Genomic DNA, 13,113 nt, shown 5'->3' on the forward strand with positions numbered 1-13,113 from the left:
TAGGCGAGATTTTTCGTCCCATGGGTAAACAACTGTAAAAATCAAGAAATTTATATTATTTTTGCCCTTAAATCGTTGTATCTCCGATTTTTTCTCGCTACCATTGGACTTGAGTTATAAGTGCTCGATCAACCATCTGTAACCTTAACTGGCTGCTGCTAGTGAAAGCTCAAGCGACCTATGGAAATACAATTAATTAATATCGGTTTCGGTAATATTGTCTCTGCCAATCGTGTCATTGCGATTGTGAGTCCTGAGTCTGCACCGATCAAACGGATCATTAGCGATGCGCGCGATCGCGGCCAATTAATTGATGCCACCTATGGTAGACGTACCCGAGCAGTGATTATTACAGATTCCAGCCATGTGGTACTATCAGCGATCCAACCAGAGACAGTGGCCCATCGCTTTGTTGTGCAAAAAGATCCCGCCATGGCGATGACCAAAGTTTAACGGTTGAGTTATCATCTCCCGTCGCCGTCGAATCCATGACCACCCCCGGAAAATTAATTGTCCTCACAGGGCCAAGTGGTGTTGGTAAAGGAACTTTAGTTCGTTCTTTACTGCCGCGCCACCAAAATTTATTTCTCTCGATCTCAGCAACAACCCGTCAGCCCCGCCCCGGAGAAGTGGATGGGCAAGACTATTTTTTCAAAACCCGTGAACAATTTGAGGCGATGATCGCTGCGGGGGAGCTCCTCGAATGGGCCGAGTATGCGGGAAATTACTATGGCACCCCTCTGCCTCCGGTGAAAACACAAATTCAACAGGGAAACTTTGTCATCCTCGAAATCGAGGTCATTGGGGCCAACCAAGTTAAAGAAATCTATGCAGATGCCCTCAGAATTTTTATTTTGCCACCGTCCTTTGAAGAGTTAGAACAGCGGCTGCGGGGACGGGGGAACGATCCAGAAGCGGCGATCGCCAAACGGCTCGTCCGGGCAAAAGAAGAACTGGCCATGAGCCACGAGTTCGACCATGAAATTGTCAATGACGACCTAGAAACAGCCTTAACAGAACTCGAAAAAGTGATTTTCAGCTAGCCGAAACGCCACCGCTGCCAACTGAATCCATTACAATCAAACAAACAAGACATAAACAACAACGAGCTTACAGACCCCATGATTCCAACCGTTATCGAAAGTTCTGGTCGGGGCGAACGTGCCTTTGATATTTACTCTCGTCTACTCCGGGAGCGCATTGTGTTTCTCGGCACCCAAGTCAACGACGAAATTGCCAATCTCATCGTGGCACAGTTGTTATTCCTCGAAGCCGATGATCCCGAAAAGGATATTTACCTCTACATCAATTCTCCGGGGGGTTCTGTCTCAGCCGGCATGGGGATCTTCGATACGATGAACCAAGTGCGTCCGGATGTTTGTACAATCTGTATTGGTCTAGCGGCCAGTATGGGGGCGTTTCTGCTGAGTGCTGGGGCCAAAGGGAAGCGCATGAGCTTACCCAACTCCCGGATTATGATCCACCAACCCCTAGGCGGCGCCCAGGGTCAGGCGACGGATATTGAAATTCAAGCCAAAGAAATTCTTTATCTCAAAGGCAAGCTCAACCAACACCTGGCTGACCACACAGGCCAACCTTTAGAAAAGATTGAGATTGATACAGACCGCGATTTCTTCATGTCTGCGGCGGAGGCAAAGGATTATGGCCTCATTGATCAGGTCATTGAGAGAAGTCCTTCGGCCACCAATCCAGCTTAGATTTTTTTCTGTTGTGAATGATCGATCGTCCTCCTATTCCTAGGGGGATTTTTTATGATGGGGGTTTGTCACCTGTGGCGCGATAAATGGTCAGGGTAATTGCGCCGTGGGGATGTTGCGGTACTTGGCGGAAGTGAGTTAAGCCGTTTTCGAGGCGGTCTGGATTTTTGCCTAATTTCTCTACCATCTGGGGGATCATCAGTTTGATCCAGGTGTCGAGATGATCGACTAAGCCTTTTAGGTCTTGATTTTGGGGACTGTGCCAATGGTGAACGGCGATCGCCTCATTTTTAACCCCAGTAAAGCCCGCCTGTTCCAAATATCCTCCTAAGCTACGACCAACATAGGGATTGCCGTCTGCAACTTGAAATAATTCACAAAGAGCCTGCTGAAAATAGTCAAAATCAGGATGGGGCGGATAGATTAAAAGATTTTGGTAATCGGTTTCTGTTAGGCAAATTTTGCCCCCTGGTCGTAAAACCCGCAACGCTTCAGCAATAATTCCCGCTGGATCGGGCACGTGCTCCAGGAGCCACACGGTCAGGGCAAAATCAAAGGTATTTTCTGCCCAGGGCAAAGTGTAGGCATCTCCCACCTGGAGGTCAGTCTTGAATCCCAGGCGACGTAAATATTCTGTGGCATAGGCAATTTGACGAGGTTGGTGATCGATGCCCGCAAAGGTTAGGGTGGGAAACTTTTTACCGATGATCCCAAGGACAGCGCCGACGCCGCAACCGATGTCTAAAATTTTCGCCTTGGGGTCAAATGCGAGATCTTTTAACAACAGGCGATCGCCCCAGTAGCGTGCTTGATCAACGAGACGTTGTTGTTCCTCTGGATCATACCCGTGGATATATTCAGCCATATCCTTATTTTCTACCCAAAATATGCCTGCTCAACAATCTAACGCACTTAATCACCCTTTCTCTGTCATTGTGGCTTGTTTTTGGCGGATTCAAGTCAGGGTTGCGAGGGAGATCAAACGCGATAAAGCTCAAAAAATATTACAGATTGGCCGCGAAGTTGTTGCCATTGGGAACATAGTTTAGTACAAATCATCTTAAGATCATGTGTTTTGTACCATGGCACCATAAACATTCAACGCCTTCACGCCCCTGGCTTGTCTATTGAAGTGATTAGCTCGCGGCACTGGCGCAATATTTCGACTATGCAAAAATTAACCGTCGCCCAACAAGAACTCTACGATTGGCTTGTTTACTACATCCAGACAAACCAACATGCCCCATCCATTCGCCAGATGATGGTCGCGATGAATTTGCGATCGCCAGCACCAATCCAAAGCCGTTTAGAGCGACTGCGTAAGAAAAAATACATCGACTGGATCGATGGCAAAGCCCGTACTCTCAAGATTTTGCGCCCCCAACAACAGCGAGAAGGTCTGCCGATTTTGGGGACAATTACCGCTGGTGGCCTAGTTGAACCTTTTACGGATGATCAAAGTGAGACCCTAATCCTCAATCAAGTCGTCAACCAACCCAATTGTTATGCCCTCAAAGTCACCGGTGACAGCATGATTGAAGCCTTCATTACCGAAGGGGACTACGCGATCATGCAAAAAGTATTTGATCCAGACCGTGTTAAAAATGGCACCATTGTTGCGGCGCGTGTGACAGGGGACGGCACAACCCTAAAGCACTTTTATCGGGAAGGAAAAAAAGTTGTTCTTAAGCCCGCAAACCCCAAGTATGACGAAATAAAAACCGATGCGCTGAATGTCGATTTACAGGGGGTTTTAGTGGGAGTTTGGCGCGGCTACGGCCAATAGGCGACGATAAACTTCAATAGAAATAGAAAGTACAACCCCTGAATTATTTGACTTGCAGAGATATTTATTCAGGTTACTGTTAATCTTTGTTATTTATGCTTCTTCCGGACAAATAGTCAGTTGTGCCGGGGGCATCGTTTGATTTAAAACAACCTGGGTAATTGTGGCCTGTTCTCGTTCTAAGTCTTCTTGGTAACCCGCCAGATGACAGCGGGCTATTTTTTCACTGGAAAAAGGGCCAAAGTAGTAGACACAAAATGGATTCATGGTAGTCACTTTGAGCCACCAATCGCGGTTATAGGGTTGGTTGAGATAATAAAATACGGAACCCAGGGCTAGGGAATAGACTGCAAAAATAATTAAACCAGTCATTGTTCAAACCTCACTACAGCAAAAGTCAATATTTATGTAGATGCTTCAGCAGACAAATTTCGCAATTTCGACCAGAAATCAATGGTTTTCGCCAATATTTGTTGCTAGGCACTGGACGAGGAGACTTTTGGTTGAAAAATTCTCCCAGGCGATCGCCCGCTGAATAATATGACTCCTTAAATGCTAGCGAAGTTTCCAGGGCACAGACCCCAAGCAGTTGAGGAAATTCACGAAAGCGTACTATCGTATAAACAGTCCCATACACCAGAAAATACCGCGATGACTGCTGAGAACAATGCTTCCGACAAGGCTTTAGAGTTGATGAAAAACTTTGCCGAAAAATATGCCCAACGCACAGGCACCTATTTTTGTGTCGATCCTTCGGTAACGGCAGTTGTGATCGAAGGCCTCGCTAAACATAAAGAAGAATTGGGTGCGCCCCTCTGTCCCTGTCGCCATTACGAAGACAAAAAAGCGGAAGTTGACAATGCCTTTTGGAACTGCCCCTGTGTCCCCATGCGGGAGCGTAATGATTGCCACTGTATGCTCTTTATCACCGAAGACAACGACTTCGCTGGCGATAAGCAGGAAATTGAACTGGATTACGTCAAAGAAGTAGCGGCGAGCATGAAAGGATAGAGCCGATGACAATTCCAGAGACTTTTTTCGTGGGGGTAGAGCAACTAAATACTCAACAGTTTTATGCGTGCCACGATACCCTTGAGGCTCTGTGGTTTGAGGCTATGGAGCCAGAAAAGTCTCTTTACCAAGGTATTTTGCAAATTGCCGTGGCTTGTTATCACCTCAGTAATGATAATCTCAGGGGCGCGACAATTCTCATGGGAGAAGGGCTACGTCGCCTCCGCCAGACGGAAGAAGAAGTTTATGGTGGCCTGAATCTCGTGGACTTTATTCAGCAGGGAGAGGTGCTGCTCGCCAGTTTGCAACAGTTGCCCATGGCAGAGGTGACAACTTTTTATCAGGCGCTCCAAGCAGAGAATCGTTTCCCACGCCTCAATCCCGTTTAGGTTGTTTCTTCTCTAAATATTAAAGTGCCAAAAGATGACTAGCGATACGGTGGGCCGCCCCAGCCGTACCCATGCGTTCCTGGCCGTTGATGGCGATCGCCTGGAGTAAATCAGGATGACTCAGCAGAAAATCCACTTTATCAGGAACGGCGTTGGGGCGAGAACAAAGAAGCACGGATTCTCCCAGGAGCCGGGTTTGGGCTTCAGCGAAGGCCGGGGTAAATTGGGGGCCAGCACCGACGATGGTCAAAGCAGGCTTTCCAAGGCCAACAAATTGTTCGGTGGCCGTACCCGCCATGGCGATCGCCAAATCAGCACAGTGCAAACTTTCGGCATAGCGATGTTGGGTGAAGACAAGCTGAGCTTTATTTTGCTGGAAAACCTGGGCTTCAGGATCACCAAACGTGAGTTCAGTGGGCTGGGAATCGAGTTTTTGCCAACCTAAAGAGGACAAACAGTCGAAGAATTCTCCTGGGTCGAGACTAGGGGCGATCGCCGCAATAAAATTCACCGCCTGGTACTTTTCCACAAATAATTGTGCGGCTTGAAGAATTTTTTGCCAATTGTGCAGGGCTTCCGGGGGGCGCGAACCGGGCAGTAAGACAAAAGTCAAAGTTTGTTTTGTTTCCTTCTGGGGCAAATTTTCAGGAGGTTCGAGGCCATCCATCATTGGGTTGCCTAAATTTACGGCGGGAATCTTGTAGGTTGTTAAAACATCGGTGGTGAGGCGATCGCGCGGATAAACAGCCACACATTTTTTCCGACTAAGCAGCCACCGTTCCCAAGGCAAATAAACTGATCCAAACCACTTTTCGAGGGCAGAAGTTTTTGGGAGCCAATTTCCCTGGCGATCGCGCAAATAATATTCTGATTTGGCTGTCCCCACAAAAGCATATCGGCAACCACTGAGCCAAGCAAAAATGAGCGGGACAATATCACCCACCGCAAGAATTAAGGACTTTTCTTTTCCTTGATTTTTCCAGCGTTTCACAGCCTGATATTGTTGCCAAGTGAGCTGCAGTAAACCCCCTTTAAGATCCCGCATTAATTGCCGATTATCCATATAAACAAACCCGCCAGAAGGCATTTGCTGGGTACGACCAATGATTGGTATATCTAATTTTTGGTAGGCATGACCTGTGCCAACAATAGGGAGCGCGGCGAGGCTCACCTCTGGGTTTTGGGCTTGGATGGCGCTGAGGATTTGGACGGCGATCGCATCTTCTCCGTGGCCATTACTGAGACATAAAATCCGCATCGGTTAACCCCCAAATAAAAACTGTTTTGTTTCTTGCACAAGCGTGTCTAAGCAATTACCTAAACTGTGGTCACTGTCGAGAGAAATCAACATTGTCCAGGGTCGATCTTTACAATAATATTCGCTTACTTGAATGGGTACTGTTTCATCATGAATGCCGTGGAGAATTAACGTTGATGTTGTATTTTTAAACGAATAATTCGCGTAAGTTTCTGCATCTTGAAAAAAGTTATAGTGGAGAGGAATTTCCCGCTGGTAGCTGTAGTGAAACACCGGACGATAAATTTCTTTTTGCCATTTTGCGATGGTGGTTTCGCCTAAGCGACGATGCCAATTGGTGGTGAATTGGAAAGCCGGGGCCAGTAAAACAATTTTTTTAATCAGTTCTGGACATTGTTCCGCCAGGATTGCCGCAGTAAGGCCCCCCAAACTTGAACCAATGATGTAACTGGGTTCTGTGAGCAGGGGTTTAAGCTGCGCCAGTTGTCGGGAAATGGTCAAGCCACTGAAATCGTCTTGATTGAGATCGGGAATAACGAGATCAGGGATATGTTCAGCAAAATATTGGGCTTTGCGGGATTGGGGACTAGAAGCGAAGCCGTGGAGATAGAGGGTGCGGGTCATCAGCCAGGGAAACGGACAGCACAGACCATCATCTAATATTTTGGGTGTTTGGGCGAAGGGCGATCGCCTTTCTATTCGTCATCAAGAGTCTCAAGAATCGCATTTTCATAAAGATCAGCCACAGCACATTCAAATTCAATACTGGGGGGCCAAAAGGTTTCGTCGAGGCCGTAGTCGCTGTAACCCCACATCCGCCCCGATTGCCGCTGGTAAAGGGCCACAGAAATTTGTTGACTGTCGATTAAAATATATTCCTGGAGGCTGGGAATTTGCCGATAGAGCTTTAGTTTACGGCTTTGGTCATAGTTGGCGGTGCTGGGAGAAAGGACTTCTACAATCACCGTGGGATGCTGAATCTCCTTTGCTGTGTGATTACCGTTTCCATTGCGGTACAAGCTTATTAGCAGATAAGGTTTAATGTTGGCAGAGGGGTTAGCCTGCGTTTTTTGTCTATGGTGTTATGAATCAGCCGGATTTTTTGCGATTACAAAAAGCCTTATCCATCGAAGCGGAACGGGGCTTTCAGGATCTCCAGGGCCATCAGCATCGTTTTAGTGAATTTCTTTGCTTGAGTTTTGGCGCAGTTCCCCCGGCAGGCATTGATCCGGATCAGCGACGTCGGTGGCAGGGATTTGCCCAGAAATTTGCTGATTACCCCGTGGCAACGTTAGGCGATCGACGTCTTTTGGTAGCTGGGGCGAGACGTTTTTTGCAGCAACTTAAACAAGAGCTAGAACAGCCAAGCCAGATTGCTCCCAAAGCGAAAGTGCCCCGCACCCAATCGGTTTGTGAAAGTAATGTCAAAAGTTCAACCTATGGCAAGAGAATTTCCCTAGATCAACCGTTGATGTATTTGCCAGGCATCGGGCCGAAACGCAGCAACCAATTGGCAAAGCTAGGTTTAGAGACGGTGCGGGATGCACTCTTTTACTACCCCCGACAGCACATCGACTATGCCAAACAGGTCAAAATCACTGACCTAGAAGCGGGAGAAACAGTGACCCTGGTGGGCCATGTGGTGCGTTGCAATATTTTTACCAGCCCGAAAAACCAGAAGCTCAGTATTTTCGAACTCTGGCTGCGGGATAGCAGTGGCCGCATTAAGCTCAGTCGTTTCTATGCGGGCACCCGTTACAGTAATCGGGGCTGGCAGGAAAAGTTGAAACGGCAATATCCCCAGGGGGTGGCGATCGCCGCGTCGGGATTGGTGAAAAAAAATAAATATGGCCTCACCCTCGACAACCCAGAAATTGAGGTGCTCGACAGCAGTGGCGCTGATATCAAATCCCTCAAAATTGGCCGAGTATTGCCCGTTTATCCCCTCACGGAAGGGGTTCCCGCTGACCTAATTCGGAAAGTGGTCATTAACTCTCTACCTGCCATTGCGCAGCTTAAGGATGCTTTTCCCACTGCTTTTCGGGAGCAACACAGCTTGATGAAACTCCAAGAGGCGATCGCCAATATTCATTTCCCAGAAAATGCCGAAATTCTCCAACGGGCGCGGCAACGGCTGGTTTTCGATGAATTTTTCTACTTGCAACTGGGTTTCCTCCAACGGCGGCAACAGGAAAAAGCCAGTCAGAAAAGTGCTGTGTTTATTCCCCAGGGGGAACTCATTGAGCGTTTTGAAAAACTGCTGCCCTTCCAACTCACCAACGCCCAGCAACGGGTGATCACTGAAATTCTTGCGGATCTGGCCCAGTCAACGCCAATGAATCGCCTTGTCCAGGGGGATGTGGGGGCGGGGAAAACTGTGGTGGCAGTCTTTGCAATCCTCGCCGCGATCCAGTCCGGCTACCAAGCCGCTCTCATGGCGCCCACGGAAGTCCTTGCCGAGCAGCATTACCGGAAATTGGTGGGCTGGTTTAACCTGCTCCATCTGCCCGTAGAACTGCTCACGGGTTCGACAAAAACGAAAAAACGCCGGGAGATCCACAGCCAACTGCAAACAGGAGAGCTCAAAGTTCTGGTCGGTACCCACGCCCTGATTGAAGATCCGGTGCAATTTCAAAATTTGGGTCTGGTGGTGATCGACGAACAACACCGCTTCGGCGTCCAACAACGGGGTAAACTCCTCGCCAAGGGGAAAGCGCCCCACGTCCTCACCATGACCGCTACCCCGATTCCCCGGAGTTTGGCCCTCACCCTCCATGGGGATTTGGATGTTAGTCAAATTGATGAACTGCCCCCCGGTCGTCAACCCATTGATACGCGGGTGATCAAAGGAGGCGATCGCCACAAAGCCTACGAACTGATTAAGCGGGAAGTAGCCCAGGGTCGCCAAGCCTACGTCATTTTTCCGCTAATTGAAGAATCCGAAAAACTCGAAGCCAAGGCCGCCGTCGCCGAACACCAAAGGCTCTCTGAGCAAGTGTTCAAGAGCTTTAACGTGGGTCTACTGCACGGCCGGATGAAATCCGAGGAAAAAGACGCCGCCCTCAATGCTTTCCGCGATAACCAAAACCACATTATTGTTTCCACCACCGTGATCGAAGTGGGGGTTGATGTGCCCAATGCGACGGTAATGTTGATCGAAAATGCTGAACGCTTTGGCCTCTCCCAGTTGCACCAGTTGCGGGGGCGCGTCGGTCGGGGTCAACATCAATCCCATTGTTTGCTCGTCACCAATAGTAAAAATCCTGATTCCCAAACTCGTCTCCGGGTGTTGGAGCAATCCACCGACGGTTTTTTTATCTCAGAGATGGATCTACGCCTGCGGGGCCGGGGGAAGTGCTGGGGACGAAACAGTCGGGGCTACCAGATTTTGCCCTAGCCAGTCTGACAGAAGATCAAGAGGTTTTACTTATTGCCCGACAAGCGGCAGAACAATTGCTCAAAATCGATCCTCTCCTCGAACAATATCCCCTGATGCAACAGGAACTCCAGCGCAAATACCAAAAATTGTTGGGGGCTGACGTCCTGACCTAGGGGGCAACATCGCTGGTTTTTTTCAGACAGAAACTCCCTCCTAAAATTAGGGAAGCGCCCAGAATAATATTTACGGAAAGCTCTTCTTGGAAAAAGACGATGCCACAGACAATAGTGCTTAAAATTTCGAGATAACAGAGTAGGGCTGTGGTCGAAGCTTTGAGTTTACTAAGGGCAGAAAAAAACAGCATAAAACCAATAATCCCGATGGAAATACCGTAAATCCCTCCCATGGTGAACTGAAATAAGTTGGGCCAAGGTTGAGTTCCCAGCAGAAAAGGAAAGGAAACGACGCCAGCCACGAGGTTTTGGTAAAAAATCAGCCGATACACCGAGAAATCAGCGGCTTTAACCTTGTACATCACCACGGTAGACGCTACCAAAACGGCAGCAATGAGAACGCTGGTAAGACCTAAAAAGCTCCGGCTCGATAGACTAATTTCCGCATCAGCGTAGATGACGATGATCCCCAAAATGAAGCAGGGCAATAGCCACAGGTTACGGCGGGGAATTGTTTCTTTGAGAAAAATCCAACTCAATAGGGTCGTAAATAGGGGCCAGGTGTAGAGGATCACGACGGCACTGCTGAGGTCGGCATAGCTAAAGCCAATGATGTAGCACAGTCCCCGCACGGCATCGAGAAAGGAGATAAGCAACAAAAAAGGAGTTGCGCCCCAAAAAAGAGGTTCCCGACGGTAGAGGAATAAACCTGAGACGAAGATTAGGGGAATGCCCGCCCGAAAAAAGGTCATCACGAGGGGAGACAAAGCGGCCAGTTTGATAAAGACGCCGGAGGTTCCCAAAATCAGGGTGGCGATCGCCAATTGCAGTACAGGACTCATCAAAGGTTTTTAGACAGTGTAGAAAACAGGCCACAGAGACCGACCTATGTAAGGTAACCCCCAACAACCCCTAGCGCTAGCCCCTGACAAAATCAAAAACAACATGATCGCCCAAAAATAGTTAATTAAATTCTCAATAATATTGAAAAACTCTTTTATTAGTAGATTGTACTTAAACGAACCTGTTATCTTAGAAAAGTTGAAATAACAGTGATTACATGCAAGCGCTGGAGCACACTATGACACAGACTTTCACTGCCCAGGATGCCTTTCGGGCTGCCTACGAAAACCGCTACACCTGGGATCAAGATTTTCCCGGCTTTACTGCCACCGTTACCTTTACCCACGGCGACCAGAGCTACACCGGCACAGTAGCCATCAAAGCCGATATGTCCTTTGAGGTCACAGGGATTGAAGCCGAAGCAGCAAAAAAAGAAATCGAAGGTCAACTGTGGGAAATCACTGTCCACCGAGTACGCCGCTCCTTTGAAGACAGCCACGGCAAAAATAGCTTTGAATTTGGCGAAAAGTTTGCCGACGGTGCCCAGGAAATCCAAGTGACTGGCGCGTCCATGGGAAATTCCTACAAAATCAAAAATAATGTCGTTACCTTTGTGAACCGCAAGATCCGCGACATCATCGTTAACATCAATACCTTTGACGTGCTCAATACCGACGAAGGCTATCTTTCTTTGGGCTATGATTCGGTCTATTTTGATGCGGCCACCAAAGAACCCAAAGCGGGTAAGAGCCTTTTCCGAGATAGCTTCGAAAAAGTTAGCGGTTACTATGTCCTCACCCGTCGGGAAATTACTTACCTAGAAAACGATCAAGAAGTTGATAAAAAAGTGTTTACTTTCACTGATATTCAATTCTAGGGACGAAGCTGAGCATAATGTTTTCTCCTGGTGATCATTGATCATCTATCTCAGGTGAACACAAGGCCGTTCCGAGGGGACGGCTTTTTTTGGTTTAGACAATGGCCTCACCATTTTTTAAACGTTTGAGCTTGTACTCAATGGCTTCGATAACGGTCTCAATCACGAAAACACGGGCATAAAGTTTGTCATTGGCCGGCACAATCGTCCAGGGGGCGGCGGGGGTACTGGTGCGGGCGATCGCCTGATTAATGGCTACCGCATATTGATCCCATTTTTCTCGGTTGCGCCAATCTTCGTCGGTCAGCTTATATTTTTTGAAAATATTGTCCTGTCGTTGCTCAAAGCGTTTTAGTTGTTCATCCGGGTCAATGTGGAGCCAAAATTTTACAAGCACATAACCCTTATGAATTAGCTGGGCTTCAAACTCATTGATTTCGCGATAGGCCCGCTTCCATTCCGTTTCCGTCGCAAAGCCTTCAACCCGTTCGACTAAAACCCGCCCGTACCAACTGCGGTCGAAAATGCCAATCGTCCCCATGCCTGGTAAATGGCGAGAAAAACGCCAGAGGTAATGGTAACGGTTTTCTTCTTCGGTAGGCGCACCAAAGGCATCCACTTTGTAGCTACGGGGATCAAGGACATCAGTTAAGCGTTTAATGGCCCCCCCTTTGCCCGCAGCATCCCAGCCTTCAAACAACAGCAGAACTGGTAATTTTTCTTGGTGAATCTTGAGTTGCAGTTGCCGTAATTTAATTTGGGCCGCCCGGAGACGTTTTTTGTAGTCTTTGTCCTCTAGTTCTAGGCTTAAATCCACCTTGGCAAGAAAGTCTGGTTCCGTGGGCAAGAGTTGGGACTGGGGACGAATATGAACCGCTTCAGGAATGGTGATTTTGCGGCGATCTAAGGCTTCGACAATGGTCGCTACCAATTGGGAGAGCACTTTGATTTCCGACCACCGGTAATCGTTGCCCTCGACAAGAATCCAGGGAGCGGCACCGGTGCTGGAGTAGATCAACATTTCCTCCGCGAGGTGCCGATATTCTTTGTAGTTTTTCGCTTGTTGCCAATCTTCCGGACGCACTCGCCAGGCTTCTAATTCATCGGCTTCGGCACTTTTGAGGCGTTTTTTTAATTCTTTTTGGGACAGATGAATCCAAAATTTGGCGATCGCCATGCCATCATCCACCAGCTGCCGCTCAAAAGCATTAATTTCCCGCGTCACCAGGGGCACTTCCACCGGATCCAGCCGCTCAAACAGACGATCTTCGAGGACGTGGGTGTACCAACTGTGGTAGAAAAAAGCGATGCTCCCCTTCGCCGGGAGCTTATGCCAAAAGCGCCAAAGGAATGGATATTGCTTCTCACGGGCTGAGGGTTCAAAGATCGGTAATACCGAAAACCCACGGGGATCCATGTAGTTGGTCATTTTTTTGACTAAAGCGCCCTTGCCCGCCGCCGCCCAGCCTTCGAGGACGACCGTTACGGGTAATTGGTGCTGCCAACAGGCATTTTGCAAAGACCGCAATTGCTGCATCAGCTCCTCTAATTGTTCTTTGTAGGTGTCCTTTGCTAGGGTTCGCTTTAGATCAAGGGTATTTAACACGCGCCTTTTGCATTCCAAGAGTGCTTCACTACAAATTATGAATAAGGACACCCCGCGCCATGGTTATCGTGAC

At 48.3% G+C, this 13,113-nt stretch carries 14 protein-coding genes and 1 pseudogene; 8 read left to right on the top strand and 7 right to left on the bottom strand.

Annotation, left to right across the window (positions count from 1 at the left end; genetic code table 11):
- Nucleotides 1–180 precede the first annotated feature (180 nt).
- The 3 genes from remA to clpP all read left to right on the top strand — a co-directional run bounded on the left by remA (nt 181) and on the right by clpP (nt 1,718).
- Nucleotides 181–453, top strand: a complete 273-nt coding sequence (gene remA, locus AACR41_RS12345; RefSeq protein WP_012307456.1) for an extracellular matrix/biofilm regulator RemA — start codon at nt 181–183, stop codon at nt 451–453.
- A gap of 35 nt (nt 454–488) precedes the next feature.
- A complete protein-coding gene (gene gmk / locus AACR41_RS12350; RefSeq protein WP_030006394.1) occupies nt 489–1,043 on the top strand; it encodes a guanylate kinase in 555 nt (184 codons plus the stop codon).
- Between the two features lie 78 nt (nt 1,044–1,121).
- On the top strand, nt 1,122–1,718 hold the full coding sequence (gene clpP / locus AACR41_RS12355; RefSeq protein WP_012307458.1) for an ATP-dependent Clp endopeptidase proteolytic subunit ClpP: 597 nt from the start codon (nt 1,122–1,124) through the stop codon (nt 1,716–1,718).
- A gap of 52 nt (nt 1,719–1,770) precedes the next feature.
- On the opposite strand, the gene AACR41_RS12360 is transcribed toward clpP, so the two are convergent.
- Nucleotides 1,771–2,583, bottom strand: a complete 813-nt coding sequence (locus AACR41_RS12360; protein ID WP_030006395.1) for a class I SAM-dependent methyltransferase — start codon at nt 2,581–2,583, stop codon at nt 1,771–1,773.
- Between the two features lie 303 nt (nt 2,584–2,886).
- On the opposite strand from AACR41_RS12360, the gene lexA reads away from it, so the two are divergent.
- A complete protein-coding gene (lexA, locus tag AACR41_RS12365; protein ID WP_012307460.1) occupies nt 2,887–3,504 on the top strand; it encodes a transcriptional repressor LexA in 618 nt (205 codons plus the stop codon).
- A 93-nt stretch (nt 3,505–3,597) separates the two neighbouring features.
- Here lexA and AACR41_RS12370 read toward each other — a convergent pair whose 3' ends face one another.
- Nucleotides 3,598–3,876, bottom strand: a complete 279-nt coding sequence (locus AACR41_RS12370) for a DUF1816 domain-containing protein (RefSeq protein ID WP_012307461.1) — start codon at nt 3,874–3,876, stop codon at nt 3,598–3,600.
- 279 nt (nt 3,877–4,155) lie between these two features.
- Here AACR41_RS12370 and AACR41_RS12375 point away from each other — a divergent pair, with 279 nt between their 5' ends.
- Together AACR41_RS12375 and AACR41_RS12380 are read left to right on the top strand one after the other, a co-directional pair.
- A complete protein-coding gene (locus AACR41_RS12375; RefSeq protein WP_012307462.1) occupies nt 4,156–4,515 on the top strand; it encodes a ferredoxin-thioredoxin reductase catalytic domain-containing protein in 360 nt (119 codons plus the stop codon).
- A 5-nt stretch (nt 4,516–4,520) separates the two neighbouring features.
- On the top strand, nt 4,521–4,904 hold the full coding sequence (locus AACR41_RS12380) for a DUF309 domain-containing protein (protein ID WP_030006396.1): 384 nt from the start codon (nt 4,521–4,523) through the stop codon (nt 4,902–4,904).
- Nucleotides 4,905–4,923: 19 nt separating this feature from the next.
- Here the strand turns inward: AACR41_RS12380 and AACR41_RS12385 are convergent, their stop codons facing one another.
- From AACR41_RS12385 to AACR41_RS12395, 3 genes are all read right to left on the bottom strand, one after another.
- A complete protein-coding gene (locus tag AACR41_RS12385; RefSeq protein WP_030006397.1) occupies nt 4,924–6,162 on the bottom strand; it encodes a lipid-A-disaccharide synthase-related protein in 1,239 nt (412 codons plus the stop codon).
- 3 nt (nt 6,163–6,165) lie between these two features.
- Nucleotides 6,166–6,786 carry a YqiA/YcfP family alpha/beta fold hydrolase gene (locus tag AACR41_RS12390; protein ID WP_030006398.1) on the bottom strand — a complete coding sequence of 207 codons (621 nt, stop codon included), beginning with the start codon at nt 6,784–6,786 and terminating at the stop codon, nt 6,166–6,168.
- A gap of 71 nt (nt 6,787–6,857) precedes the next feature.
- A complete protein-coding gene (locus tag AACR41_RS12395; protein ID WP_223209870.1) occupies nt 6,858–7,181 on the bottom strand; it encodes a Uma2 family endonuclease in 324 nt (107 codons plus the stop codon).
- Between the two features lie 65 nt (nt 7,182–7,246).
- Here AACR41_RS12395 and recG point away from each other — a divergent pair.
- Nucleotides 7,247–9,714, top strand: a pseudogene (gene recG, locus AACR41_RS12400) (ATP-dependent DNA helicase RecG).
- Here recG and AACR41_RS12405 read toward each other — a convergent pair.
- Nucleotides 9,711–10,556: a DMT family transporter gene (locus tag AACR41_RS12405; RefSeq protein WP_030006400.1), complete on the bottom strand. Its 846-nt coding sequence runs from the start codon at nt 10,554–10,556 to the stop codon at nt 9,711–9,713. The pseudogene recG and the gene AACR41_RS12405 sit on opposite strands and share 4 nt — an antisense overlap.
- 239 nt (nt 10,557–10,795) lie before the next feature.
- Here AACR41_RS12405 and AACR41_RS12410 point away from each other — a divergent pair, with 239 nt between their 5' ends.
- Nucleotides 10,796–11,434, top strand: a complete 639-nt coding sequence (locus tag AACR41_RS12410) for a DUF3386 domain-containing protein (RefSeq protein WP_030006401.1) — start codon at nt 10,796–10,798, stop codon at nt 11,432–11,434.
- 94 nt (nt 11,435–11,528) lie between these two features.
- On the opposite strand, the gene pap is transcribed toward AACR41_RS12410, so the two are convergent.
- Complete coding sequence (gene pap / locus AACR41_RS12415) at nt 11,529–13,040, bottom strand: polyphosphate:AMP phosphotransferase (protein ID WP_030006402.1); 1,512 nt, start codon at nt 13,038–13,040, stop codon at nt 11,529–11,531.
- Nucleotides 13,041–13,113 lie beyond the last annotated feature (73 nt).

This window comes from Picosynechococcus sp. NKBG042902, assembly GCF_963864045.1.
GTDB lineage: Bacteria > Cyanobacteriota > Cyanobacteriia > Cyanobacteriales > MRBY01 > MRBY01.